The organism is Pseudomonas sp. ITEM 17296, assembly GCF_028895205.1.
Taxonomy (GTDB): domain Bacteria; phylum Pseudomonadota; class Gammaproteobacteria; order Pseudomonadales; family Pseudomonadaceae; genus Aquipseudomonas; species Aquipseudomonas kermanshahensis.
Genome location: NZ_WJRS01000009.1, coordinates 89,189 through 115,231, shown reverse-complemented (window position 1 = coordinate 115,231; position 26,043 = coordinate 89,189). Strand labels below are relative to the sequence as shown.

At 64.6% G+C, this 26,043-nt stretch carries 25 protein-coding genes; 19 read left to right on the top strand and 6 right to left on the bottom strand.

Features of this window, described 5'->3' with window-relative positions; all coding sequences use genetic code 11:
* Window positions 1-158 precede the first annotated feature (158 nt).
* The 4 genes from GIB19_RS12940 to GIB19_RS12925 all read left to right on the top strand — a co-directional run bounded on the left by GIB19_RS12940 (window position 159) and on the right by GIB19_RS12925 (window position 7,076).
* Entirely contained in the window at window positions 159-2,951 is a 2,793-nt protein-coding gene (locus tag GIB19_RS12940) for an amino acid adenylation domain-containing protein (protein WP_274886321.1), read from the top strand.
* Between the two features lie 97 nt (window positions 2,952-3,048).
* A complete protein-coding gene (locus tag GIB19_RS12935) occupies window positions 3,049-3,579 on the top strand; it encodes a sigma-70 family RNA polymerase sigma factor (protein ID WP_274886320.1) in 531 nt (176 codons plus the stop codon).
* A gap of 2 nt (window positions 3,580-3,581) precedes the next feature.
* Complete coding sequence (locus GIB19_RS12930) at window positions 3,582-4,529, top strand: FecR domain-containing protein (RefSeq protein WP_274886319.1); 948 nt, start codon at window positions 3,582-3,584, stop codon at window positions 4,527-4,529.
* 96 nt (window positions 4,530-4,625) lie between these two features.
* The gene (locus GIB19_RS12925) at window positions 4,626-7,076 is read left to right on the top strand and encodes a TonB-dependent siderophore receptor (RefSeq protein ID WP_274886318.1); all 2,451 of its coding nucleotides are present in this window, start codon (window positions 4,626-4,628) and stop codon (window positions 7,074-7,076) included.
* Between the two features lie 135 nt (window positions 7,077-7,211).
* Here GIB19_RS12925 and GIB19_RS12920 read toward each other — a convergent pair whose 3' ends face one another.
* The gene (locus GIB19_RS12920; RefSeq protein WP_027596198.1) at window positions 7,212-7,667 is read right to left on the bottom strand and encodes a hypothetical protein; all 456 of its coding nucleotides are present in this window, start codon (window positions 7,665-7,667) and stop codon (window positions 7,212-7,214) included.
* A gap of 198 nt (window positions 7,668-7,865) precedes the next feature.
* On the opposite strand from GIB19_RS12920, the gene GIB19_RS12915 reads away from it, so the two are divergent.
* From GIB19_RS12915 to GIB19_RS12875, 9 genes are all read left to right on the top strand, one after another.
* Window positions 7,866-9,200 (top strand): lysine N(6)-hydroxylase/L-ornithine N(5)-oxygenase family protein, encoded by a 1,335-nt coding sequence (locus tag GIB19_RS12915; protein ID WP_027596197.1) that lies wholly within the window; start codon window positions 7,866-7,868, stop codon window positions 9,198-9,200.
* Window positions 9,201-9,367: 167 nt separating this feature from the next.
* Entirely contained in the window at window positions 9,368-10,561 is a 1,194-nt protein-coding gene (locus GIB19_RS12910; RefSeq protein WP_027596196.1) for a PepSY-associated TM helix domain-containing protein, read from the top strand.
* On the top strand, window positions 10,558-11,097 hold the full coding sequence (locus GIB19_RS12905) for a thiamine pyrophosphate-binding protein (RefSeq protein WP_099428924.1): 540 nt from the start codon (window positions 10,558-10,560) through the stop codon (window positions 11,095-11,097). Before GIB19_RS12910 ends, GIB19_RS12905 begins: the two co-directional genes overlap by 4 nt.
* Window positions 11,094-11,414 (top strand): hypothetical protein, encoded by a 321-nt coding sequence (locus GIB19_RS12900; protein ID WP_027596194.1) that lies wholly within the window; start codon window positions 11,094-11,096, stop codon window positions 11,412-11,414. Before GIB19_RS12905 ends, GIB19_RS12900 begins: the two co-directional genes overlap by 4 nt.
* A gap of 26 nt (window positions 11,415-11,440) precedes the next feature.
* A complete protein-coding gene (locus tag GIB19_RS12895; protein ID WP_099428923.1) occupies window positions 11,441-12,010 on the top strand; it encodes a DUF6162 family protein in 570 nt (189 codons plus the stop codon).
* Window positions 12,011-12,026: 16 nt separating this feature from the next.
* Window positions 12,027-12,929, top strand: coding sequence for a metal ABC transporter substrate-binding protein (locus GIB19_RS12890; RefSeq protein ID WP_099428922.1), 903 nt, complete (start codon window positions 12,027-12,029; stop codon window positions 12,927-12,929).
* Entirely contained in the window at window positions 12,926-13,675 is a 750-nt protein-coding gene (locus tag GIB19_RS12885) for a metal ABC transporter ATP-binding protein (RefSeq protein WP_099428921.1), read from the top strand. The genes GIB19_RS12890 and GIB19_RS12885 overlap by 4 nt, the downstream gene beginning before the upstream one ends.
* The gene (locus tag GIB19_RS12880) at window positions 13,672-14,571 is read left to right on the top strand and encodes a metal ABC transporter permease (RefSeq protein WP_027596190.1); all 900 of its coding nucleotides are present in this window, start codon (window positions 13,672-13,674) and stop codon (window positions 14,569-14,571) included. Before GIB19_RS12885 ends, GIB19_RS12880 begins: the two co-directional genes overlap by 4 nt.
* Window positions 14,568-15,437, top strand: coding sequence for a metal ABC transporter solute-binding protein, Zn/Mn family (locus GIB19_RS12875; RefSeq protein ID WP_099428920.1), 870 nt, complete (start codon window positions 14,568-14,570; stop codon window positions 15,435-15,437). The genes GIB19_RS12880 and GIB19_RS12875 overlap by 4 nt, the downstream gene beginning before the upstream one ends.
* Window positions 15,438-15,535: 98 nt before the next feature.
* Here GIB19_RS12875 and GIB19_RS12870 read toward each other — a convergent pair whose 3' ends face one another.
* The 5 genes from GIB19_RS12870 to GIB19_RS12850 form a co-directional block, all read right to left on the bottom strand.
* A complete protein-coding gene (locus GIB19_RS12870; protein ID WP_099428919.1) occupies window positions 15,536-16,588 on the bottom strand; it encodes a DUF1615 domain-containing protein in 1,053 nt (350 codons plus the stop codon).
* A 26-nt stretch (window positions 16,589-16,614) separates the two neighbouring features.
* A complete protein-coding gene (locus GIB19_RS12865; RefSeq protein WP_099428918.1) occupies window positions 16,615-17,166 on the bottom strand; it encodes a hydrolase in 552 nt (183 codons plus the stop codon).
* A gap of 57 nt (window positions 17,167-17,223) precedes the next feature.
* Complete coding sequence (locus tag GIB19_RS12860) at window positions 17,224-17,943, bottom strand: thioesterase II family protein (RefSeq protein ID WP_099428917.1); 720 nt, start codon at window positions 17,941-17,943, stop codon at window positions 17,224-17,226.
* Window positions 17,940-18,161, bottom strand: coding sequence for an MbtH family protein (locus GIB19_RS12855; protein ID WP_003256222.1), 222 nt, complete (start codon window positions 18,159-18,161; stop codon window positions 17,940-17,942). The genes GIB19_RS12860 and GIB19_RS12855 overlap by 4 nt, the downstream gene beginning before the upstream one ends.
* Before the next feature lie 384 nt (window positions 18,162-18,545).
* Window positions 18,546-18,947 carry a hypothetical protein gene (locus tag GIB19_RS12850; RefSeq protein ID WP_027596185.1) on the bottom strand — a complete coding sequence of 134 codons (402 nt, stop codon included), beginning with the start codon at window positions 18,945-18,947 and terminating at the stop codon, window positions 18,546-18,548.
* A gap of 223 nt (window positions 18,948-19,170) precedes the next feature.
* Here GIB19_RS12850 and purU point away from each other — a divergent pair, with 223 nt between their 5' ends.
* Genes purU through GIB19_RS12820 form a run of 6 tightly spaced genes read left to right on the top strand, consistent with a single transcriptional unit; the run spans window position 19,171 to window position 25,992 of the window.
* Window positions 19,171-20,037, top strand: a complete 867-nt coding sequence (gene purU / locus GIB19_RS12845; RefSeq protein WP_027596184.1) for a formyltetrahydrofolate deformylase — start codon at window positions 19,171-19,173, stop codon at window positions 20,035-20,037.
* The gene (gene folD / locus GIB19_RS12840; RefSeq protein ID WP_265967843.1) at window positions 20,034-20,945 is read left to right on the top strand and encodes a bifunctional methylenetetrahydrofolate dehydrogenase/methenyltetrahydrofolate cyclohydrolase FolD; all 912 of its coding nucleotides are present in this window, start codon (window positions 20,034-20,036) and stop codon (window positions 20,943-20,945) included. The genes purU and folD overlap by 4 nt, the downstream gene beginning before the upstream one ends.
* Window positions 20,927-22,168, top strand: coding sequence for an FAD-dependent oxidoreductase (locus GIB19_RS12835; RefSeq protein WP_019099481.1), 1,242 nt, complete (start codon window positions 20,927-20,929; stop codon window positions 22,166-22,168). Before folD ends, GIB19_RS12835 begins: the two co-directional genes overlap by 19 nt.
* Before the next feature lie 12 nt (window positions 22,169-22,180).
* Entirely contained in the window at window positions 22,181-22,486 is a 306-nt protein-coding gene (locus tag GIB19_RS12830; protein ID WP_274886302.1) for a sarcosine oxidase subunit delta, read from the top strand.
* On the top strand, window positions 22,483-25,386 hold the full coding sequence (locus GIB19_RS12825) for an FAD-dependent oxidoreductase (protein ID WP_274886301.1): 2,904 nt from the start codon (window positions 22,483-22,485) through the stop codon (window positions 25,384-25,386). The genes GIB19_RS12830 and GIB19_RS12825 overlap by 4 nt, the downstream gene beginning before the upstream one ends.
* A gap of 3 nt (window positions 25,387-25,389) precedes the next feature.
* Window positions 25,390-25,992 (top strand): sarcosine oxidase subunit gamma, encoded by a 603-nt coding sequence (locus tag GIB19_RS12820; protein WP_274886300.1) that lies wholly within the window; start codon window positions 25,390-25,392, stop codon window positions 25,990-25,992.
* The last annotated feature ends 51 nt before the right edge of the window (window positions 25,993-26,043 follow it).

The following is a 26,043-nucleotide window of genomic DNA, read 5'->3' as shown; positions in this document are numbered from 1 at the left end:
TTGTGGGAGCGGCCTTGCGTCGCGATGGGCCGCAAAGCGGCCCCACCATTTCAGCGCCCACGCAAATACCGCAAGCGCATTGGCGCCATTCGCTGCCCTGCACTAGCGTTGTGCTATCCAGCCAGCCACTTGCCGTTCATGCGGAGCGAACACACAACATGCCGGATCTGCGCCCGAACCCGACGCTGAGCCTTGATTACCGTGCCGAACAGCCGATTTTCCAGGCCTTTGTGGAGCAGGCGAGCCGCTCGCCCGAGGCAACCGCGATCATTGCCCACGAAGCCACCTGCAGCTATCGACAACTTGAGCAGATCAGCCAGGGTATCGCCACGTACCTGCTCGAAAATGGCGCCATCGGTGCCGATCGGGTAGTGATTGTCGCAAGCCGCGGCGCGGCGCTGGTCTATGCCATGCTCGGCGCTTTGCGCGCCGGGCTGACCTTCACCGTCGCCGACGCCGCGTACCCAGCTGCGCGTATCGGCCAGATCATCCGCACCCTCGAACCTGCCTTTGTAGTGCGCTGTGGCGACGCCGAGGTCGAACCTGGCCGTGCGCACTGCGTGAACGTGCCGCACGCCCCCGCCGATGCCCTGCACCACTTCGCCAGCCTGTCAGCGCCCCTGCCCGCAGTCAGCCCTGCTCAGCCGGCCTATATCACCTTCACCTCGGGCAGCACTGGCGAACCGAAGGGCATCGTCACCCATCATGCGCCGCTGGTGCACTTCGTCGACTGGCACGTGCAGCAACATGGTTTTACCCAGGATGACCGCTTTTCGCTGCTTTCCGGCCTGGGCCACGACCCGGTTTACCGCGATGTGTTCACGCCGCTGTCGATTGGCGCCACCATCCTCTGCCCGGCCCAATCTACCCTGACCGACCCGTCGCGCTTGGCTGCGTGGATACACGACCACGGCGTGTCCGTCATCCACCTGACGCCGCCTTTGGGCAAACTGATCGAAACCGGCGCACGGATGAACGGGCTGCTGTTCGAACGCTTGCGTTACCTGTTCTGGGGCGGCGATGCGCTCAGCCCTACGCTGTACCAGCAGATTCGTGCAATTGCGCCACACGCCACCAGCGTCAACTTCTACGGCACCACCGAAACGCCACAGGCCATGGCCTTCCACGTGCTCGACCCGCACGCGGACAACAGCAAAATCCCGTTGGGCAAAGGCATAGGCGGCGCGCAACTGTTGCTCGTCAACGAGGCCAACCACCTGGTCGAAGCCGGCGAAGTCGGGGAAATCCTGATCCGCAGCCCCTACCTGTCGCTGGGGTATTGGGGCGACCCGGCACTGACCCAGGAAAAGTTCGTGGTAAACCCGTTCACCGGCGCCCCGGCCGACCGCTGCTACCGCACCGGCGACCTGGGCACGTACCTGGCCGATGGCAGCGCCACTTTTCTGGGGCGCGGCGACAGCCAGGTGAAAATCCGCGGCCATCGCATCGAACTGGCGGAGATCGAAAACGCCATCACTCGACTGCCGCGCATCAAGCAATGCGTGGTGCTGGCCAACCATGACAACGCAAGTGTCAGGCTGGTCGCCTATTGCGTCGCCGATCAGCCCATAGCGACCGCTGAACTGCGCCAGGCCATCGCAGGCATGCTACCGGACTACATGGTGCCGGCGATGTTCCTGTTCGTGCCGAGCATTCCACTCACGCCCAACGGCAAGATCGACAAGCGCGCCTTGCCTGCGGCTTTCGATGACAGCGCCTCCAGCACCCCACAGGCGCTGTCACCGCTGGCGTTGAAACTGACCGAGGCCTGGGCGCAGATACTGCAGGCTCCGCACATCGATGCCCGCCTCACCTTCGTGGAGCTCGGCGGCGACTCGCTGTCCTTCGTCCGCGCCTCGATGGTGCTCGAAACGCTGATTGGCCACTTGCCGGATCGCTGGGAAATGATCCCGGTACAGGACCTGGCCGACCTGGCCGAACCAGGCACCCCGGCCAACACGTGGTCGATGCGGGTCATGGAAGTGCCGGTGTTCCTGCGCATGGTCGCCATTTTGCTGATTGTCGTCGGGCATTTGAATGTGTTTTCCGAATGGCGCATAGCAGGCGAGACGTCGGTGCTGTTCCTGATCTCCGGCATCAGCCTGGCCAGGTTCCAGTTCAAGGCCATCGATGAGCGCGGCGATGCGCGCATGCTGCTCAAGTCGCTAGCCGCCATCGCGGTGCCGACGATTCTGTACACAGTACTGGTGCAGGCGGTATTCGACCGAGTCCACTGGCAATCACTGCTGTTGATCTCCAACTGGTTCCCGCCCGACAAGGTCGGCGTGTTCAATTACTGGTACATCGAAGTGCTGGTGCAGATGCTGCTGATCCTCGGTGTCGTGTTGTCGATCAAGCGTGTGCGCAAGGCGATCATCGCCAAGCCGTTCCCCTGCCTCATCATGGCCTCGTGCGCACTAGTGGTGGCCGATGTGCTGCTCAGCCGTTTCGTGTTCGACACCACAGCCCTGCTCAACCGGGTACCTCAGCATTACCTGGCCGTGATGGTGTTGGGCATGGCCATTCACTACGCCGACACCACGCTGCGCAAAGCGGTCGCCAGTGCGGTGGCGCTGCTGCTGATTGCCGAGCTCGACCTGGTGGCCCTTGCCGGCCTCGGCTGGCAGGCGTTTGCCCGTTACATCGATATCGCCCTGCCGGCGATGCTGGCCTTGATCTGGTTCCGGTCCGTGCCCGTGCCGGGCGTGGTCGCCAGAGCGGGCGCGATGATCGCCTCGTCCACCTTGTTCATCTACCTGACGCACTTCCAGTTCCAGTCGCTGGCACGGCGCATCGTCGATCAGCCGTTGTTCGCGGTGGCCCTGGCCCTTGTTGGTGGCGTGCTGGTGACGTACTGCTGGAACACGCTGACCCGGCGAGTCATTACACGCGTTAGCGGGCGGCGCAAGACGCGTGGGGCACAGGCCGTGGAACGCGCGACTTCCCCTTGAAGCGGTAACGCTGTCGGCCCGCGGGTCATTGCCAAGCCTGAAACAGTTTGCATAAAATGCGAACCATTAACATTTGCAACTCTTTCAGGCGGCATGGATGAGCACCCCGGACGTAGCCCTCAATACCCAAGTCACCCGGCTCTACCGCGCGCAGAGCAAGTGGCTGCACGGTTGGCTGACGCCCCGGGTCAACTGCACCCACCTGGCCGCGGACCTGGTGCAGGACGTGTTCGTTCGGGTGATGTCGGCCGCCGACGCTGCGGCCAAGCTCGAAGCGGTACGTGAACCCAAGGGCTACTTGGCCACCATCGCCCGTCGCCTGATGATCGACCACCTGCGCCGCGTGCACCTGGAAAGGGCCTGGTTGCAGGTACTGGCCGAGCAACCCGAAGCGTTGGACATCTCGGCAGAACAGCGTGTTGCCCTGCTGCAGACCTTGTTCGAGCTCGATGCGATGCTGGCAGCGCTTGGCACCAAGGTGCGTGAGGCGTTCTTGCTTTCGCAGGTCGATGGCCTGCCCTACAAACACATCGCCACCCAGTTGGGCATCTCTGAAGTGACGGTGCGCCGCTACGTTGCCAAGGCGGCCGAGCACTGCATGATCTACAGCCTGACGCACGGCCAGTGAGCATGGCCCTGAGTACCGAGCAACTCGCGGCCCTGCGCCAGGCCGCGCACTGGTACAGCCAGCTCAACAGCGGTGAAGCGCAGCCCAGCGAGTACAGTGCCTGGCAGGCGTGGCTGAACGCTACCCCGGTCAATGCCTGGGCCTGGCAGCAAGCCGAGCGTTTGCAGACACGCATGAGCACCCCCCATGCCCCGGCCACCACGCGGATGTTGGCCGTGGCCGCACATGGCCGCCACGCCTCCCGCCGCCGTGTGGTCAAAGCCGGCCTGGTGTTGCTTGGGGGCAGTGCCCTGGGCTTGGGCAGCTATCGCGAAATGCAGCACGCGCCGCTGTTGCCAGACGTGCGCAGTGGCGTGGGCGAACAGCGCTGGCTGACCTTGAAAAACGGCAGCACGGTGCTGCTCAACACCGCCTCCTCCGTTGACATCGACGAGACCCGCGAACAGCCGTCGGTGCGGCTGCGCCAAGGCGAAATCATGGTCGAGGTGCCCGCGCAGCAACGCTGCAGCGTGGTGACCCGGTACGGCAGCGTAGAGGCTGGCCACAGCCGCTTTTCCGTGCGGCTGCTGGACGACGCCGGCAAGCTCGAGGTGTTTGGCCAACAAGCACGCGTGGCGCTTGCCTCTGGCCAGGCGATGGCGCTGAACAGCGGCCAGAGCTGCCAGTTCAATGGCCAGGGCTTTTCTGCAGTGCAGGCCTTGGCCAGTGCCGCAGACGCCTGGAGCCGCGGCTTGCTGATCGTGAACGACCAGCGCCTCGACACCTTCATCAACGACCTCGCGCGCTATCGGCCCGGTTGGCTGCGCTGCGCGCCCTCGGTGGCCGGCCTGCGCATCAGCGGCACCTACCGGCTCAATGACACCGATCAGATACTGCGGGCGCTGACCACGTCCCTGCCGGTGCAGGTGCAGGCCCGCACCCGCTACTGGGTCACCGTCACCGCCGCATAAAAAAATGGCCAAGGCCTGATCACTTTGCTGCGGCTCATCCGACTCATAGGTAACCCCAGCCCTGGCTGACTCTTTACCTTTCAGAGAACAACGACGATGACCTGCCGCTTCACTCTCAGGCCGTTCAGCGCGCCAGACCTGCGCACCTGCCTGTTGCTGACTGCATTGCTCGGTGGGCCAGGCGCAGCCTGTGCCGCGCAAGTGCATGACTACCACCTGCCGCAGGGCGACCTGGGCGAGACACTGACCCGGTTTGCCGCAGCGTCTGGCATCGTCTTGTCGTTCAACACCCAATGGACGCGCGGCAAACGCTCTCCCGCCTTGAATGGCCAGTACCCGGTGGACCAGGCTCTGCAGATGCTGCTGAGCGGCACCGGCCTGCAGGCCGTACAGGAAAGCGACGGCCGCTACTCGCTGCTGCAAACCCACCAACAGGGTGACGTGGTGGAGCTGGCCCCCAGCCGCATCGATGGCCAGGGCCTTGGCAACATCACCGAAGGCACTGGCGCCTACACCACCGGCGGTTCGACCACCGCGACCAAGCTGCCGCTGACCCTGCGCGAAACGCCGCAGTCCGTCAGCGTGATCACCCGCCAGGCGATCGACGACCACGGCTCGCAAGATATCGGCGAAGTGCTGCGCAATACGCCCGGGGTTTCGGTGCAGGCGTATGACAGCGAACGCATGGAATACTCCGCACGCGGCTTTGCCATCACCAACTACCAGTACGATGGCGTCAACACCATCTATGACGGGGTCTATGACGAAGGTGCGACCCACGTCGACATGGCCGCCTACGACCGCGTCGAGGTCATCAAGGGCGCGACCGGGCTGATGACCGGCTCCGGTGACCCCTCCGCTACGGTCAACTTGATCCGCAAGAAGCCCACCCACGACTTCAAGGCCTCGATCACCGCCAGCGCCGGTTCCTGGGACAACTACCGCACCGAAGGCGATATTGCCGGCCCGCTCAACGCCAGCGGCAGCGTGCGCGGCCGCTTGGTCGGCGCGTACCAGGACCGCAAGTCTTACCTGGATCACTACAAACAGAAGAAGGACGTCTACTACGGCATTCTCGAAGCCGACCTGACGCCCGACACCCTGCTGACCTTCGGCATCGACAACCAGACCACCACGCCGCGTGGCGCTTCCTGGACTGGCAACCCGACCTACTTTGCCGACGGCAGCCGCACCGACTTTTCGCGTTCGCACAACCCAGGTGCCGACTGGAGCCGCCGCGACTTTCAGTCCACCACCTACTTCGGCTCGCTGGAGCAGGCCCTGGCCAATGACTGGAAGGTCAAGCTCAGCCTCAACCACATGATCAGCGACCATGACACCCGCCTGGCCTCGGCCAGCGGCGGCAACCCCAACCCCGCAACCGGCGAAGACATGTTCTTCTACTGGGGGCGCTGGGAAGGCCACCGTGTGCAGAACACCGCCGACCTGAATGTGTCCGGGCCCTTCACCCTGTTCGGCCGCCAGAATGACTTGGTCGCAGGCTTCATGACCTCGCATTCGCGCCAGACCGGCGACACCTTCGACGGCAGTGCCTTCGCCCAGGTACCGGGCTCGATCTTCGACTGGAACGGTAAGATTGCGGTACAGGACTTCCCGAAAAACGGCGACTACACCACCACCCAGAGCCAGAACGGCGCTTACGTGGCCACGCGCCTGAGGCCAACTGACAACCTGTCGCTGATCCTCGGTACCCGGGTCAGCACCTTCAAATACAACGACGATCAGGATTACTACCCGACCTCGTCCCTGGATGACACCCACGCCAGCTACAAGCAACACGGCGTCGTCACCCCGTATGCCGGCGTGGTCTATGACCTGGACGATACTTACTCGGTGTACGCCAGCTACACCTCGATCTACCAGCCGCAGGTGTACAAGGACGTCAATGGCGCCACCCTCGACCCGGTGGAAGGCGATGGTTATGAAGCGGGCCTGAAGGCGGCCTATTTCGATGGTCGGCTCAACGCTACCCTGGCGTTTTTCCGGATCGAACAAGACAACGTCGCCTCCTCCGTCGGCACCAACCCGGTCACCAACGAGGGCATCTACACAGCGATCGACGGCGCCACGACCCAGGGCGTCGAACTGGAGCTGGCCGGTGAACTGGCCCCGGGCTGGAACATCACCGCCGGCTACACCTACGCCCGTACCCGCGACGCCGACGACAACCGCCTGTTCGGCTTCCCGCTGGCGACCACCAAGCCTGAGCATGTGGCGCGGCTGTTCAACACCTACCGGCTGCCCGGCGCGCTGGACCGTGTCACCGTCGGTGGTGGGCTACGTTGGCAGAGCGCGTTCTACGGCAATATCTACAGCCCGACGGCTGGCGACTACACGCGCATCAAGCAAGGGGGTTACACCTTGGTGGACCTGATGACCCGCTACCAGTACAGCGAGCACCTGAGCTTCACGGTCAATGCCAACAACGTGTTCGACAAGGTGTACCTGACCGGGCTGGGCAACTTCGACACCACCTACTACGGCGAGCCACGCAACTTGATGGTCACGACCCGCTGGGATTTCTGAGGCTGCTGGTGGTGTAGGAGCAGCCTTGTGCTGCGAAGAGGCCGGTGCATAAGGCCTAGATGTGAGGGGCCTGCACCGGCCTCTTCGCAGCGCAAGGCTGCTCCTACAAACAGCCCTAGGCCTGTCAGTTAGGGCCTAGGCCTGGGTGCTGACCATCCCACCCGCGCTGCTGCCACCGCTCTCTTGAAGCGCTTCGAGCAGTTGCGCGGTCGCCTGCATGATTTGCCCAGTCAGGGTAGCGATGCTGGCCTGCTTGGCGCTCACCGCAGCGGCCTTGGCAGTCTCTTCCATCTTCGATGCCATCAATGCGGCCAACTGCTTCTGCTCTTCAGCCAGCTGCTTTTGCAGTTCCTTGATCATCTGCCGCAACTGCTGCACCGCTGCCGACTCGTCGCTGCTCTCGCTGCCTTGGGCCGACTCCGCCTGGCCACCGCCACCCACCTTCAAGGTGTCGCCACTGATGCTCAAAGGCCCGCCTTTTTCGCTCTGCGCGGCCTGCTTGGCCTGCTCGCGCTCGGCGGCCGCCGCGGCGCTCATCGCCTGGGCGGAAACACCGTTGATGTGGAGGTTACTCAAAGATATTGCTGTCATGCCGATTCCCTGCCTTCAGGTGAGTCCTTGCCTTGACCCCCTATCGGCCGCCGGACGCAGTTCTTTAGCCAGCGGTGACAAAACCCTGTAACCCCACCAGTAAATTCCCCCTCGTGTGGCTCGTTCCAACACATGTACTTGCGCAGGAGCCGGAGCCCCGGCGGGCGTCCACATTCGACCATTCAGGGAATCGCAGCCATGAGCCAGTCCTCACAGCAGGAAACAATCAAAGATCTGATCGGCGTGGGCTTCGGCCCTTCCAACCTGGCCTTGGCCATCGCCCTGGAGGAGCTCGCTCAATCCCAGGGCCATGCCCTGGACGCGCTGTTCATCGACAAGCAAAAAGACTACCGCTGGCACGGCGAGACCCTGGCGACCCAAAGCGAGCTGCAGATTTCGTTCCTCAAGGACCTGGTCTCGCTGCGCAACCCCACCAGCCCTTACAGCTTCGTCAATTACCTGCACCAGAAGCAGCGCCTGGCCGACTTCATCAACCTCGGCACCTTCTACCCCTGCCGCCTGGAGTACAACGATTACCTGCGCTGGGCTGCCGAGCACTTCGCCACCCAGGCGGTGTATGGCGAAGAAGTGGTGCGTATCGAGCCCGAAGTGACGGCCGGCCGGGTCGAACACCTGCGCTTGGTCTCGCGTGACCAACAAGGCCGCGAATACAGCCGCCGCACGCGCTCGGTAGTGGTCGGCAGCGGCGGTACGCCGAAAATTCCGGAAAAGTTCGGCGCCTTCAAAGATGACCCACGCGTCTTCCACCACTCCCAGTACCTCAGCAGCCTGAACAAACTGCCGTGCACTGAAGGCAAGCCGATGCGCATCGCGGTGATCGGCTCTGGCCAGAGCGCCGCCGAGGCCTTCATCGACCTCAACGACAGCTACCCGTCGGTCAAGGTCGACATGATCCTGCGCGGCTCGGCACTCAAGCCGGCCGACGACAGCCCGTTCGTCAACGAGATCTTCTCCCCAGGCTATACCGACCTGGTCTACAACGAGCCGGCCGACCAACGCAGCAAGCTGCTGGGCGAGTACCACAACACCAACTACTCGGTGGTCGACCTGAACCTGATCGAACGCATCTACGGCATCCTCTACCGCCAGAAGGTCGCCCACCAGTTCCGTCACAACGTGCTGTGCCGGCGCCAGGTGGAAGCGGTGGTGGCCACCCGCGAAGGCCTGGAACTGACCCTGCGCGACCTCGCCACTGGCCAGCACCAGACCCACCGCTACGATGCGGTGATCCTGGCTACCGGCTACGAGCGCCGCTCGCACCGCGACCTGCTGGCACCACTGGCGGGTTACCTGGATGACTTCAGCGTCGACCGCAACTACCGGGTACTGGCCAGCCCAGACCTGCAGGCATCGGTTTACCTGCAAGGTTTCTGCGAGAACAGCCACGGCCTGAGCGACACCTTGCTCTCGGTGCTGCCCGCCCGCGCCGCCGAGATCGGCCAGGCGCTGTACCAGGACCTGTCGCGCCTCAATGGCCGTTCGCAACCGGCTGTCGCCCTGACCAGCGCCTGATTCCCGCCTTTACTCGCCGGCCTGTCGCCCTGCGCGAAGGCCGGCTTGTGCTTTCTGAAACATTTGCTTGCATTTAAAACGGCAGGATTTCCATTCTCATTCGTCTTTATAAGTGCAGCCCTCTTGGTTGGGCATAAGCTCGACTACACATTTCAGAAGACGATCAGATGGCCAAATCCCCGAAAAAATCCAAATCCAAGTTGTGGTTCCTGGTCCACAGCTGGCTCGCCCTCCCGATCTGGTTCTTCGTGCTGATCGTCTGCTTTACCGGCATGCTCGCCGTGGTCAGCCAGGAGATTGTCTGGCTGGCCAACCCGGACGTGCGCGCCAGCAAGCCTGACGGCGATGCCGAACGCCTGAGTTACCAGCAGGTGCTCGATGCCCTGCACAAGGCCGAGCCGGACATGGCCGTGGAGTCGCTGAGGCAGCCGGATGGCTCGCACTTCGCCCTGACCGCCGATGTGACCTTCCCCGACGGCACTAGCCCAACGCTCTACGTCAACCCATACACCGGGGCCATCCAGGGCAAGAGCCCGGACTTCAACTTCGAAGGCTTCACCCGCGCCTTGCATGGCTGGTGGCTGGTGCCCTTCACCAATGGCTTCAGCTGGGGTTGGTACCTGGTCTCGATACTCGGCCTGCCGATGCTGGCCTCGCTGGTCACAGGCCTGGTGGTCTACAAGAAATTCTGGAAGGGCTTCTTCAAGCCCGTTCGCACCGGCCATGGCTCACGCATCTTCTGGGGTGACCTGCACCGGCTGGCCGGGGTTTGGTCGATCTGGTTCATCGCGGTCATTTCCATTACCGGTACCTGGTTCCTGATCCAAGCGATTTTGTTCGACAACAACATCAGCATCTCCAGCCGACCTATCGTGCCGGTCATCGCCCGTGAGGATGTGCCGCAGACAGCCGATGGCAGCCAGGCACCGCGCATCGATGTGGATGAAGCGGCGCGCATCGCCGGCTTGGCGATCCCGGGCCTGGAGATCAGCTCCGTCTCACTGCCGGCTACTGCCTACAGCCATGTCACCCTGGGTGGCCGCGGCTGGTACCCGCTGATGTTCCAGTCGGCCGCCGTCAACCCCTACACCAGCAACGTCGACAGCCAGTTCCTGATCAGCGACCGCTCTGCCCTGGAGTTCGTCACCGAGTCGATGCGCCCCCTGCACACCGGCGACTTTGGCGGCCTGGCGATCAAGCTGATCTGGTTCTTCTTTGGCCTGGTCCTCACCCTGATGGTGTTCAGCGGCCTGTTGATCTGGACCAAACGCACCGCCCAGGCGACCGCCGCCGCCCTCAAGCGCAGCGAGCGTGCGCCACGCGCGGCCAGCCGTGAAACCACCGTGGAGATCCGCCCATGAGCCAGGCCAAGACCCTGCCCGCCAGCCCGCTCAAGCAGTGGTGGCTGAAATGGCGCTTCCACCTGAACATCCTGCTGATCCTCATCCCGCTGGGTTTCATGCCCAAGTACTTCGAAAACGCCAGGCTGTTCCGTGGCGACGCCGGGCTGGGGGCGAACATGATCAGCGACATCCAGGTCGGCCCCTACAGCCTGAACTTGGCCGAACTGCGCGACGAGGCACCACGCGCCGACGGCCCGGCCGGCCATTTCAAGTCGTTCAGCGCCTCGCTGTGCAAGGCCTGCATCAATGACGTCAAGGCCGTCTACCTGCGCATCGGCAAACCGCGCAGCCTGCGCGCTGCTGGCACCATTTTCTTCGGCGCGCCGTACCGCATGGGCACCAACCTGCTGATACCGCCGCGTACCCAGCCTGATGCACAGATCTGGATCACCCTCGAAGGCTGGGACGGCAGCATGCACCAGGCTTCGGTCCCCCTGGCCAAGGCATCGCCCGCCACCGTGGCCTGGCTCGAGAAACAAGGAGGCAAGAAATGAAACACCTGATGCGCAAGCTCGCCCTGCCCTTGCTGGTACTGGCCGCCGGCCCTGCCCTGGCCCACAACCCGATGTGCGAATGCGAAGAAGTGGCCAGCGGCCAGGTCAAATGCACCGGCGGTTTCTCGGATGGCAGCGGCGCCCCTGGGGTGACCCTGGATGTGATCGGCTATGACGAGCAGGTGCTGGTCGGCGGCAAGCTCGGCGACGACTCGACCCTCACCTTCAAACGCCCCGACGGTGAGTTCTACGTGCTGTTCGATGCAGGCCCTGGGCATGTCGTCGAAGTCGACTACGCCGACATTGCCCAACCATGAACAGCCCGGCCATGAATAGCCCAGCCATGAACCGCGCCCAGGTAGTCCGCCCGGCCGGCGCCGGCCACGAAACCCTGTACGTGCTGCTGGTCAGCCTGCTGATCGTGGTGCTTGCCGCCACGGTGGTGATGCTGCGTGGCGAACGCGAGGACGAACAGACCATCGCCAGCCACCAGATCGACGCCCGCCGCGACCTGACCCCCGCCGAACAAGGCCTGTACACCGACCTGCGCGTGGCCTTCGACGAGATCCAGTTGCTGCGCGAGGAAACCGCCGCCGTGCCCAGCGTACAAGCCCTGGCCGACGACGGCTTGCCACCTTTTGTGGTCGATGCGGGCAGCCAGAGCCGCGGTGGCCACCAGTGGTCGTGGCTGGCAACTGGCGCCTACCTGGGCCGCAGCCAGGCCCCTCAGGTGGCCGGCAGCCTGCTGCTGATTCTGCCTGACGACAGCACTGGCCAGCCGGATGTGTGGCTGCGCCGCGACAGCGCCGCCGTTACGCCGGACGACCTGGGCCACGCCGCCCTGATCGCCGCCGGCTGGCAACAGGTGGTCAGCCACTACGACGCCGGGGTCACCCGCGAACACCGTCACTGAACCCAAGGACTCCCCCATGTTCCGCTCCGCCCTCGCCCTGCTCCTGGCCCTTGCCCTGCCGGCACTGGCCCTGGCCGATAACGGCAAGCCACTGCGCATCGGCATTACCCTGCACCCGTACTACAGCTACGTCAGCAACATTGTCGGTGACAAGGCCGAAGTGGTGCCGCTGATCCCGGCGGGCTTCAACCCGCATGCCTACGAGCCGCGCGCGGAGGACATCAAACGCATCGGCACGCTGGACGTGGTGGTGCTCAACGGTGTGGGCCATGACGACTTCGCCGACCGCATGATCGCGGCCAGCGAAAAACCGGGCATCGCCACCATCGAGGCCAACCAGAACGTGCCGTTGCTGGCCGCCACCGGCATCGCCGCGCGTGGCGCCGGCAAGGTGGTCAACCCACACACCTTCCTGTCGATCAGCACCACCATCGCCCAGGTCAACAACATTGCCCGCGAACTGGGCAAGCTCGACCCGGACAACGCCAAGCTCTACACGCAAAATGCCCGCGCCTATGCCAAACGCCTGCGTGCCCTGCGCGCCGAGGCCCTGGCCAAGGTCACCGAAGCGCCCAGCGCGACCTTCCGCGTGGCGACCATCCATGCGGCCTACGACTACCTGGTGCGTGACTTTGGCCTCGAGGTCACTGCTGTGGTCGAACCGGCGCACGGCATCGAGCCAAGCCCGGCCCAGCTGAAAAAGACCATCGACCAGCTCAAGGCGCTGGACGTGAAAGTGATCTTCTCGGAGATGGACTTCCCGTCCGCCTACGTCGAGACCATTCAGCGCGAATCGGGCGTGCGCCTGTACCCGCTGACGCATATTTCCTACGGTGACTACACCAAGGAAAAGTACGAAGTGGAGATGAAGCGCAACCTCGATACCGTGGTCCGCGCCATCCAGGAGAACCGCGCATGACCGCCGCCGCCCACCTCGCCGCGGCCAATGGCCCGCGCATCGAGTTTGCCGCCATCGACCTGACCTTGGGCCGCACCCGCATTCTCGAACAGGTCAGCTTCAGCGTGGCGGCCGGCAGCGTGCATGCGATCGTCGGCCCCAACGGCGGCGGCAAAAGCTCGCTGATCAAGACCCTACTCGGGCAGATGCCGCACCAGGGCCAACTGACCTTGCACTGGCCGAGCCCCCACGAAGTGATCGGCTACGTGCCTCAGGCGTTGGAGTTCGACCGTGGCCTGCCGATGACCGTGGACGACTTCATGGCCGCCATGTGCCAGCGCCGGCCAGCCTTCCTCGGCCTGTCACGCCGCGTGCAACCGGCCATCGATGCCGCGTTGGCCCGGGTCGGCATGCTCGACAAGCGCAAGCGGCGCATGGGCGCGCTGTCCGGCGGTGAACGCCAACGGGTGCTGCTGGCACAGGGGTTGATTCCCGAGCCGCAACTGCTGGTGCTGGATGAACCCATGTCGGCCCTCGACGAAGCGGGCATTCAGGTGTTCGAGCAGCTGCTGCACGGCTGGCGCCAGGCTGGCACCACTGTGTTGTGGATCGAGCACGACCTGGAGGCCGTGCTGCGCCTGGCCGACCGGGTCACTGGCCTGAGCCGCCAGGTGCTGTTCGACGCCCCACCCGCACAGGCCCTGACCCCAGAGCGCCTGCTTGGCCTGTTCTCCGTTCACCCGCGCAGCGAGAGCCTTGCCTCATGAGTTTTGAAGCATTTCGCCAACTGGTCCAGGAATGGGCCAACACCGGCTACCTGCCCGAGGCGCTGGCCTACGGGTTTGTGGTCAATGCCCTGTTGGCCGGCCTGATGATCGGCCCGGTGCTGGGCGGCTTGGGCACCCTGGTGGTGGTCAAGCGCTTTGCCTTCTTCTCCGAGGCGGTCGGCCATGCCGCGCTTACGGGGGTTGCCATTGGCATCCTGCTGGGCGAGCCGTATACCGGCCCTTACGGCAGCCTGTTCGGTTACTGCCTGCTGTTCGGCATCCTGCTCAACTTCCTGCGTAACCGCACCGGGTTGTCCCCGGATACGCTGATCGGCGTGTTCCTGTCGGTGTCACTGGCCCTGGGTGCGAGCCTGCTGCTGATGCTGGCGGGCAAGATCAACGTGCACATCCTCGAGAACGTGCTGTTCGGCTCGGTACTGACGGTCAGCGCCCAGGACCTGGTGGTGTTGGGTATCGTCGCGGTGCTGGTGCTGGCGCTGGCCTTGCCGCTGTACAACCGCATCATGCTGGCCAGTTTCAACCCGCAACTGGCGGCGGTACGCGGGGTGGCGGTGAAGACCCTGGACTACCTGTTCGTGGTGCTGGTGACCCTGGTCACGGTGGCGTCGGTGAAGGTGATCGGGGCGATTCTGGTCGGTGCGCTGCTGGTGATTCCCGCGGCTGCGGCACGCCTGGTCAGCCAGTCGCTCAAGGGCTTTTTCTTCATTTCGGTGCTGATCGCCACGCTGAGCACCCTGCTCGGCATCTTGTTGCCGATCGTTTGCGACCTGCCGGTGCCCTCGGGCGCTGCGATCATCCTGGTCGCCGGCATCTGCTTCGCCTTGGCCGCACTGGCCCGCGCGCTTGTTCCACGCCTGCAAGGAAACCCGGCATGAACCTGAAACAGCTGACCTTGGCACTGACCCTGGCGAGCCTGCCTTCGCTCTCTTTTGCCACGCAAGTGCTCACCACCTTGCCCGTGACCCACAGCCTGGCCACCGCCCTGCTCGACGGCACTTCGGTGCAGCTCAAGCGCGCAGCGCCTGCCAACCTGCCGGCCAGCCGCCAACCTTCGTACTTCAGCAGCCGCGGCGGCGAAAGCCTGGCAAACGCCGCGCAACAGGCCGACGCAGTCATCGGGGTGCGCTCGATCTGGCGTGACGACCCCCTCTACCCGATGGCCCGGCGCAGCAATATCCGCATCGTCGAAATTGATGCAGCGCGCCCGGTGGACGGCGCCTTGCCAGGGATTGCGGTGACCGGCGACGACGCCTACGGCGCCTACCCGTGGCTGAACCCGACCAACCTCGGGCGCATGGCCGATGTGGTGGCCAATGACCTGGAACGGTTGTCGCCGGCCGACAAGGCGAAGATCCAAGGCAACTTGGCCGGCCTCAAGCGCCAGCTGCTGGAGCTGACGGCCAGCAGCCAGACCCGGCTGGCCGAGGTAGATAACTTGACCGTGGTCAGCCTGTCCGAGCGCTTGGGCTACCTGGCCAGCGGGTTGAACCTGGATGTGGTGGAGCAGGCGCTGCCGGCCGAGGGCAAGTGGGATGCGGCGGCGCTCAAGGCGCTGGGGGAAAACCTGAAAAGTCAGGACGTGGCATTGGTGCTGGACCATCGCCTGCCGGAGCCAGCGGTGGCTGAGGTGATCAAGGCTGCAGGGGCCCGGTTGGTGGTGGTGAACAGTGATGCCGATGATGCGGTGGCCGGGTTGAAGGCCAGTGTTGACCAAGTGGTTGGCGCCTTGAGCGAAAGCTGATGCCGCCTGTACTGGCCTCTTCGCGGGTAAACCCGCTCCCACAGGTCTCCGTCGGTGACGGGCCTGGCCGGGAAGAGGCCGGCACAGGCCATCGACATTCAGCGCTTCATGCACCGCTGATACCGCTCATCCACCCTGCCCGCAAACCACGCGGTGGTGAGCTTGCGGGTAATCTTCGGGCTCTTTAGCTCGATCCCCGGCAAGACCGCACGCGCCACCGGTTTGCCTGCCGCCGCATCCGCCAGCTCGAACACACCGCTGTACAGCTTGCTGTCTTCAAAGGCCAGGCTGTCACCCGACTCCAACTGGCTGCGAATCTGTGGGTTGCGCAAACCCAGCTTCACCCCCAATTTGCGCGCCGCCAGTTCGGTGGTACCGGGCATGATCGCGCCGGGGGCAATCAGGTCGCCATCCAGCGCCAGGCTGGTGCCCGTCACCTTGCTCAGCGCCGCCTGGAACGCCGCATTGCGGCTGGCGTACCAGCCTGCATTGAAATCAGCGAAGCGGTACAGCTGGCGATCGTAATGCGCCGGGTAGCCCAGCAGGTGGGCAATGCCGAAATACAGGCCGCCACGGCGGCTGAACACTTCTTGGCGGATCGTGCCGTCATAGCTGTAGGGGTAGTCCTTGGCGTGCTTTTCGGCGAAGTCGATGCTGACCTGCATCGGCCCGCCGGTGTGCACTGGGTTTAGCCCCCCCAGCAAGGTCTTGCCCAGTGGCAGGCGGGCAATGACTTCGTCGTACAGCGCACTCAGTTGCTTCTCGCTGCGCACGGCCAGCAGCCGCTGCTGGTAGCTCTGGCCGTTGCCGGAAGGCGTCTTTAGCGCGCCATCCACCAGCAGGCGGGGAATGTGCAGGCGCGCGGCGCGGCGGTCGATTTCCTCGCGGGCGATGCGCCCGAGGTTGGGCACCTGTGGGTCGGCGTTGAAGGTCGACTCCTGCTCGGTCACCGCCAGTACAGCGCACAGGTTGCTTTTGCTAGGCGCAATGCGCTGGGCTTCGAAGGCCTGTTGTATGTCCTTGGCCCAGCCTGCACGGTCTTTGGCTTGCACGGGTAATAAGCGCATCAGTTGGGCGCGCACCTTGGCAGGGTCCGCTTCAGGCTCTTCTTCACGACGCCCCGCGCAGCCTTGCAGCAGCGCCAGGGCCATCAGGGCCGTCGCCAGTAACCGCGCGTTCAGGGCTGCTCACCGATCATGTAGGTCTTGCTGATATGGCGGAACTGCGGGTGGCTGGCACTGCCCATCAGTTCGAACAGCACCATCTCACGGGTGACGATGTGCGCCCCGGCTGCGCGCATGCGCGCCAGGCCCGCGGCCTTGCTGGCTGCGGTGCGGCTGTCACAGGCATCCTCGACCACGAACACCTGCTTACCCAACGCCAGCAGGCCGAGCACGGTTTGCAGCACACAGACGTGGGTCTCCATACCGCAGACGATCACCTGCTCACGTGCCATCAAACTGGCCGGCAAGCACTCGGCGGCCACACAGGAGAAATGGCTTTTTTCCACTACCTGGGCAGCAGGCGCTGCAGCGGTCAGTTCCGCCACGGTAGGGCCAAGCCCTTTGGGGTACTGTTCGGAAATGACCGTCGGCAGTTCCAGCTCCGCAGTCGCCGCCAGCAACCAGCGCGCTCGCGCCCGAGTGCCTTCGGGGTCGCTCATGGCGCCGATGAGTTTTTCCTGGATGTCGACGACCAGCAGCGTGGCCTTGTGTGGATCGATCAGCATTGTCTGCCCCTTGCCTGGGAAAAGGCCTAGCCTCCCCCAGGCAAGCGGTGACGTCAATCAGGCCGAAAGCCGATGTGGCTCAAGCGACGCGGCCAGCACGCCGAGCACACGGTCTTCGTGTTCGTGGATGAAGAAGTGGCTGCCGGGGAATATTTCCAACGAAAAGTCGCCCAGGGTTTCCTTGCGCCAGGCCAGCAGTTGCTCCTCGCTGGCCCGGTCGTCTTCGCCGCCCAGCACGTGCAGCGGGCATTGCAACGCTGGCCGCTGACGATAGGCATAGCGGCCGCACAGCAAAAAGTCGGCGCGCAGGATCGGCAAGGTCAGGCTCATCAACTCGGCATTGCCCAGCACTTCCTCTGGCGTACCGTTGAGTTCGCGCAATTCGCTGATCAGCTCATCGTCGCGCTTTGGGTCGCGCCAATTCTTACCATCGTAGTCTTCGCGCCGGGTGGGGGCGGCGGTGCCGCAGGCGAACAACGCCAACGGCGGCGCACACCCCAGCGCCTGTAGCTCATGGGCCAGCTCGAAGGCCAGCAGCGCGCCCAGGCTATGACCGAGCAAGGCATACGGCGCGCTGGCGGCCAGGCGTTGCTCGGCCGCCAATTGCCGGGCGAGCGCCTGCATGTCGGTCTGCAGCGGTTCGCCCATGCGCGCACCGCGCCCAGGCAGCTCCACCGGCCGCACCTGCAGCCAGGCCGGCAGCTTGCGCCGCCAGCGGCTGTAAACCATGGCGCTGGCCCCGGAATACGGCAGGCACAGCAGGTTCAGTGAGGTCACTGCGCTGCGGCTTCGGCCATCTTCTGGCGCAGGCTCAGCGGGCGCATGTCGGTCCAGACCTCGTCGATGTAGGCCAGGCAGTCTTTTTTCAGGCCGCTCTTGCCTACTGCTCGCCAGCCATTGGGGATTGCCTTGTAGTCGGGCCAGATCGAGTACTGCTCTTCGTGGTTGACCACTACCTGGAACTGGATATCGTCGCGGTCGAATACGGAAGTCATTGCCTGTCTCCTTGAGTGATAGGTGCCGGTACGCGCTTGGCGTAGGACGGTTCTCAAGTAGACGTAAGGCGGTGCGGGAAAATTAGGGGGTGATTGATAGGGGGCATGGCGTTGTTTTTGCTGCGCCTGGGAGATCGAGCGCCGCCCGCGCGGCGCTTCGCAGCACAAGGCTGCTCCTACAGGTGTTTCGGGCCAGTTATTCCTGGGGCATTGGCGCCCGCCTCGATATCACGTCGGACCAACCAGGCGGTCGCGCGCCGCCCTCACAAGCGTGACTGGCCCGAAACAGATGTAGGAGCAGCCTTGTGCTGCGAAGCGCCGCGCGGGCGGCGCTCGATCTCCCAGGCGCCAAAGCAATAAAGACATGCCCTGTAACCCATCCCCTCACGCCCCCCGCAGCAAGTCATGGTCATCCAGCAACCGATAAGCCACCTGCGGATTACGCTCCAACCCCCGCCGAATCGCCGCCGGTATCAACTGCCGGGTCTTGCGACAAAGCCCCGGTTGTTCATCCAGCTCGATGACAATCCCGCGCATGGTCCGCACCTCATTGAACCCCGGGGCAATGTGCACACGGATGCCAAGGTTTTCATACATCCGCTGTTGCAGGCGCTGCAGGTCTTCCAGGTCCTTGAGGTTCTCCAACCGCTCGAGCAGGCGCTTCTCCTCCTGCCGCGTGAGCAGGAGGATGCGCTGCGCCGCTGACGGCTGCTCGGCCAGGTGCTCGCGGCCGCAGTTACAGGCGCCAGGGGGGCACGGTTGGCGAAGGTTGGGTGGTGTGCTCATGGGGCAAGCATAGCCTTCTTCGCCATCAAGCCCCAGTGCCTCAAAATCCAATTTATTTCCTGCCAGGCAAAAAAATTTCACTAAGCGCTAGACCTGAACCCATCACTTCGCCTATAAATCGCCTAAAGGAAATTTATATTCCTACGAAGAAACACTCTTCGCCATCCCGCGAACCCCTTTGCCCTTGTGCCCGACCTGCCCCACTCCACCACGAGGCCCCGACATGCATCCCGCTCCCGATCATTTCATCCTGCGCGTCAGTTGCCCGGCCGTGTCCGGCATCGTCGCCGCGGTGACCACCTACCTGGCCGAGCAAGGTTGCTACATCAGCGAGATGGCGCAGTTCGACGACGAGGACAATGGCCGCTTCTTCATGCGCGCAGTGTTCCGCTACAACACCGGTGTCAGCGGTGATACGCCGCAACTGGAAGCGGGCTTTGCCGACGTCGCCCAGCGCTTCGACATGCAATGGAGCCTGCACAGCAGCGCCCGGCCGATGCGTGTGTTGCTGATGGTCAGCAAGTTCGACCACTGCCTGTCCGACCTGCTCTACCGCCACGCCAAGGGCGAACTGGACATGCACATCACTGCCGTGGTTTCCAACCACCTGGACCTGCGCCCCATGGCCGAACGCCAGGGCATCCGTTTCGTCTACCTGCCGGTAACCAAAGAAACCAAGGCCGAGCAGGAGGCCGCGCTGATGCGCATTGTCGAGGACACCGGCACCGAGCTGGTGGTGCTGGCGCGCTACATGCAGATCCTCTCCGACGACCTGTGCCGGCAACTGTCGGGCCGGGCGATCAATATTCACCATTCGTTCCTGCCCGGTTTCAAAGGCGCCAAGCCTTACCACCAGGCTTACCAACGCGGGGTCAAGCTGATCGGCGCCACTGCGCACTACGTCACCAGCGACCTCGACGAAGGGCCGATCATCGAGCAGGAAGTGCAGCGCGTGGACCACGCCTACGCCCCCGACAACCTGGTAGCCATCGGCCGTGACACCGAGACCATCGCCCTGTCGCGTGCGGTGAAGTACCACCTGGAACACCGGGTGTTCCTCAACCACGACCGCACGGTGATCTTCAAATGAACGCCCTCCCCAGCGTCAAGCTGATCGACGGTAAGGCCACGGCGGCGCGGGTGCTGACCGAGGTCCGTGAGCAGGTGCACACTCTGCGCCAGGGCGGTGTGCAACCAGGCCTGGCCGTGGTGCTGGTAGGCGCCGACGCCGCCAGCCAGGTGTATGTGCGCAACAAGGTGCTGCGTGCCGAGGAAGTGGGCATCCGCTCCCTGGAGCATCGCCTGCCGGTAGACACGTCTCAAGCCCACCTGCTCACCCTGATCGACCGGCTCAACCGTGACAACGCGGTCAACGGCATCCTCGTGCAACTGCCCTTGCCGGCACACATCGACGCGCACCGCGTGCTGCAAGCCATCAGCCCGCTCAAGGACGTGGACGGCTTCCACAGCGAGAACGTCGGCGGCCTGGCCCAGGGCCGCGACGTGCTCACCCCCTGCACCCCCAGTGGCTGCATGCGCCTGTTGCGCGATGCTTGCGGTGAGTTGCGCGGCAAGCATGCGGTGGTGGTGGGGCGTTCGAACATTGTCGGCAAACCCATGGCCGCCCTGCTGCTGCAAGCCGACTGCACGGTGACCGTGGTGCACTCGCGCAGCCACGACCTGCCGGCGTTGTGCCGCCAAGCCGACATCCTCGTTGCTGCGGTGGGCAAGCCGCGCCTGATCGGCGCCGACTGGCTCAAGCCCGGCGCAGTGGTGATCGACGTCGGCATCAATCGCATCGATGAAGACGGCCGCAGCCGCCTGGTCGGCGACGTCGATTTTGCCGCCGCCCTGCCCCAGGTCGCCGGCATCACCCCAGTGCCCGGTGGCGTCGGCCCGATGACCATCGCCTACCTGATGAAAAACACCCTGCTCGCCCTCGACCTGCAACAACAGGCCGCCCACCAGGAGCGCACCGCATGCCTTTCGCCCTGCTGAAATACGGCCTGAGCGCCGACTACCCGGTGGAGGTCGACCTGCCGCCACCCTGCGAACTCAAACCGCGCTACGACGTAGTGATCATCGGCGGCGGCGGCCACGGCCTGGCCATCGCCTACTACCTGGCCAAGTACCACGGCATCACCAACGTCGCTGTGCTGGAAAAGGCCTACCTGGGTGGCGGTAATACCGCACGCAACACGGCGGTGATTCGCTCCAACTACCTCACCAGTGAAGGCGTGCGCTTTTACGCAGAATCGGTGCGGATGTTCCAGAACCTGTCCAACGAGTTCGACTTCAACATCATGTACTCCGAGCGCGGCCAGCTGACCCTGGCGCACACCGACGCCACCGTGCGCGCCTTCCGCCAGCGTGCCGAGGTCAACAAGCACTTTGGCGGGCGCACCGAGATGATCGACCGCCAGCAGATCCGCGAACTGGTGCCGAGCCTGAACCTCGACCCCGGCCACCTGCCGGTGCTGGCCGGGCTGTGGCACATCGACGGCGCCACCGCACGCCACGACGCGGTGGCCTGGGGCTACGCCAAGCAGGCCGCCAAGCGCGGGGTCGAGATTCATCAACTGACCGAGGTGCAGGACCTGCTGATCCGCAATGGCCGCATCGAAGCGGTGAAGACCAACCGTGGCACGGTGCAGTGCGGCTGCGTGGTCCAGGCCGTGGCCGGGGCCAGTTCGCTGTTGATGGCCAAGGCCGGCATCCGTGCGCCGATCCATACCTACCCGCTGCAGGCCATGGTCACCCAGCCGTTCAAGCCATTTCTCGATCCGCTGGTCAGCTCGTCGGCGCTGCACTGCTACGTGCAGCAGACCAGCCGTGGCGAGATCGTCTTCGGCGGCGGCTCCGACCCCTACCCGCTGTACAACACCCGCTCCACCCTCGACTTGAAGGAAAGCCTGCTGGCCCACGCCATCGAGATGTTCCCGTTCATGGCCAACGCCAAGCTGATGCGCCAATGGGCCGGGATGACCGACATGACGCCGGACTACAGCCCGATCATGGGCCTGTCGCCGGTCGACAACTACTACCTGGACGCCGGCTGGGGTACTTGGGGCTTCAAGGCCACGCCCATCTGCGGCAAGACCATGGCCGAGCTGGTCGCCAGTGGCGGCAAGGTGCCAGAGATGATCGCGCCCTTCGCCCTGGAGCGCTTCAGCCGCTTCCAGCAAGTCAACGAAATGGGCGCGACCGCCGCCAGCCACTAAAAGGAACGCACGATGAAGATCCTGACCTGCCCCTTGAACGGCCCGCGCAACATCAGCGAATTCACCTACGGCGGCGAGTTCAAGCACATGCCCGACCCGGCCGCCTGCAGCGATGCCGAATGGGCCGACTACGTATTCAACAGCGACAACCTGGCCGGTGTGGTCATCGAGTGGTGGCTGCACAACGCCTCCAGCTACTGGTTCCTGGCCGAGCGCCACACCGTCAGCGACCAGGTGCTGCGCACCTTCGATCCAAAAGAACTGTTCGACCGCCGCGTCGACTTCACCCCCGCCGCCACCCCGGAGATCGCCGGATGAACAGCCACACTCGCCTCCCCGCGCCCATGGGCCTGCTGATCGACCGCGAGCGGCCCCTGCGTTTCAACTTCGATGGCCAGGCCTGCCAGGGCTTTGCCGGCGACAGCATCGCCAGTGCCCTGCTCGGCAACGGCCGCTGGTTGCTGTCGCGTTCGTTCAAGTACCACCGCCCGCGAGGCCCGCTGAGCCTGGCCGGGCAGGATGCCAACACCCTGGTGCAACTGCCCGACGAACCCAACGTGCTGGCCGACATGGAGGCGGCGCGTGATGGCCAGGTGGTCGAGGGGCAGAACTTCAACGGCAGCCTGGAACACGACCGTGACGCCTACCTGGGCACGTTTTCGCGGTTCATGCCGGTAGGTTTCTATTACCGCTCGTTCTACAAGCCCAAGGGCATGTGGAAGGTCTGGGAGCCGCTGATTCGCAAGAAGGCCGGCCTCGGCGTGCTGGACCTCGGCTTCAAGCCGCAGTACTACGACAAGGCCTATCTGTTCGTCGATGTGGCGGTGATCGGCGGTGGCCCTGCCGGCTTGCGCGCGGCGCTGGACGCAGCCAATGCCGGGGCCAAGGTGCTGCTGATCGAGCAACAGCCGGTGCTGGGAGGCTCGCTGACCTACGCCCGCTTCGACATTGCCGGCACCCGCGCGGCCAGCCTGCGCCAGGAGCTGCTGGCGGCTGTCGAGGGCCACCCGAATATCCACGTGCTGCTCGAGGCCACCTGCAACGGCTGGTTCACCGACAACTACCTGCCGGTGATTCAGCACAAGCGCCTGTATAAGGTACGCGCCACGCGCTGCCTGGTGGCGGCGGGTTCGTTCGACCAGCCGGTGGTGTTTCGCAACAACGACTTGCCCGGGGTGATGCTGACCAGCGCCGCGCAACGGCTGATGAAGCTGTACGCCGTCAAGCCTGGGCAACGGGCGGTGATCCTCACGGGCCACGACGACGGCTACCTGGCCGCGCTCGACCTGCAGGAGCAAGGCGTGGCCATCGCTGCCCTGGTGGACATGCGCGCCGCGCCCGCCGATGCCGCGCTGGCCAGCGAGCTCAAGCGTCGCGACATTCCCCTGCACCTGGGCAGCACCGTCTATGAAGCCCTGCACGACAAGGGCATGCGCCATGTGACTGGCGTCGATATCCGCCCGATCACCGGCCTGGGCAAGGTCGGCGACCATGGCCTGCGTTTGGCTTGCGACTTGCTGTGCATGTCGGCCGGCTACATGCCGGTGTACCAACTGCTGTGCCAGGCTGGCGGCAAGCTGGCCTATGACGTCAACCGCGACGAGTTCACCCTCAGCAACCTACCGGCGGGGCTGCATATCGCAGGCTCGGTGAACGGCCGACATGTGCTAAGCAATGTGCTCACGGACGCCACCCGCGCAGCTAGCGAGGCCCTGGCGGCGCTTGGCCTGGAGGCCCCTGCGCAGGCAAGCTTCGTCGCAGAGGCCAAGGTCAATCATCCGTGGCCGATCTTCCCGCACCCCAAGGGCAAGGATTTCGTCGACTTCGACGAAGACTTGCAGGTGCGCGATATCGTTAACGCCACCCGCAGCGGCTATCGCGACGTGCAACTGGTCAAGCGCTTTTCCACGGTCGGCATGGGCCCATCGCAGGGGCGTCACTCGGCCTTGACGACGGCTCGGCTCGTAGCGCTGGCGACCGGCCGCAGCATCAGCGAAACCGGCGTGACCACGGCGCGCCCCCCATTCCAGGCGGAAAAGCTGGCGCATGTCGCTGGCCGCGCTTTCGACCCGTACCGGCAGACACCGATGCACCGCCGCCACCTGCAAGCAGGCGCGAAGATGATGCCCGCCGGCATCTGGCAGCGCCCGGCCTACTACGGCAAGCCCGAGGACCGCGAACGCTGCATGCAAGAAGAAGCGCGGCATGTGCGCGAGAAGGTTGGGCTGATCGACGTCTCCACCCTCGGCGGCCTCGACGTGCGCGGCCCGGATGCCGCTGAGCTGCTCGAGCGCCTGTACACCTTCGGCTTCGCCAAACTGGCGATCGGCCGCACCCGCTATGCCCTGATGACCAACGAGCACGGCGTGGTGATTGATGACGGCGTCTGCGCCCGCCTGGCCGAGCAGCACTTCTATGTCAGCGCCACCACCAGTGGCGTCGACCGCATCTACCAGCAGATGCTCAAGTGGAACGCGCAGTGGCGCCTGGACGTCGACATCACCAACGTCACCGCCGCCCTGGCCGCCGTCAACCTGGCCGGCCCCTTGTCGCGCCAGGTGCTGACCAAGGTGTGCGAAGGCGTGGAACTGTCGGCCGAGGCCTTCCCTTACCTGGGCGTACGCCTGGGCAAGGTGACGGGCATTTCGGCGCGCATCCTGCGGGTCGGTTTCGTCGGCGAGCTGGGCTATGAAATCCATGTGCCGGCGCGCCATGCCGAACGCCTGTGGGACGCCTTGATGCAAGCAGGCGCCGGGCTGGGCATTCGCCCGTTCGGGGTCGAGACCCAGCGCCTGCTGCGGCTGGAAAAAGGCCATGTGATCATCAGCCAGGACACCGATGGCATGACCCACCCCGCTGAAATCGACATGCAGTGGGCGATCGGCCGCAAGAAACCGTTCTTCGTCGGCAAGCGCTCGATCGAGATCCTCGAAGCGCAGCCGCTCAAGCGCAAGCTGGTTGGTTTCACGCTGCCCAAGGGCAGCCCGCAGCCACTGGAAGGCCACCTGGTGCTGGACGGCCCGGACATCAGCGGCAACGTCACCTCGTGCGAGTACTCGCAAACCCTGGGGCAGATCATCGGCCTGGCTTACGTCGGCGCCCACCAGGCCACCCCCGGCATGCACATCCCGATCCGCGTGGAGGGCGGTGTGATGGTCAATGCCAAGGTGGTGCAACTGCCCTTCCATGATCCCGACAACCTGCGCCAGGAGCTGTGAGCCATGACTAGCCTGAAGACAGAACAGTGCTTCTCTCCCCAGCCACAGGCCGAGCCACTGCTGGCCTGCGCGCTGACCGACCTGACCGACCTGGCGCGGGTGGGTTTTCGTGGCGCCGACAGCGCGGCCTACCTGCACGCACGCGGCTATCGTTTGCCGCCACAGCCCAACCAGGCGCTGCGCCAGGACGGCGGTAGCTGGGTGGCGCGGCTGTCGGCCACCGAATACCTGCTGCTGGGCAGTTTCGCCGACCAAGGGGCGCGGATTGCCGCCGAAGAGGCCGACTGGGTGCAGGACGCCCAGCGCAACTACCTGCTGCCGCGCCAGGACAGCCACGCCTGGCTGCAGCTGTCGGGGCAGCATTGCAGCGCGGTGATGGCCAAGCTATGCGGGGTTGACCTGCGTGCCCAGGCGTTCCCGGTCGGGGCCGTGGCGCAGACATCGGCGGCGCGGATCAATGTGATCGTGATGAATGTCGGGCGTGAAGCAGTGCCGGCCTTGCAGCTGCTGTTTGACCGGGCTTCGTGGGCGTATTTTTGCGAAGCTATGCGGGACGCGATGGCGGAATTTGAAGGGGTGGAGATTGCGCTGGACGCTGCGTACTAGCGGCAGGCGCGATTGAGGTAGGAGCAGCCTTGTGCTGCGAAGAGGCCCGTA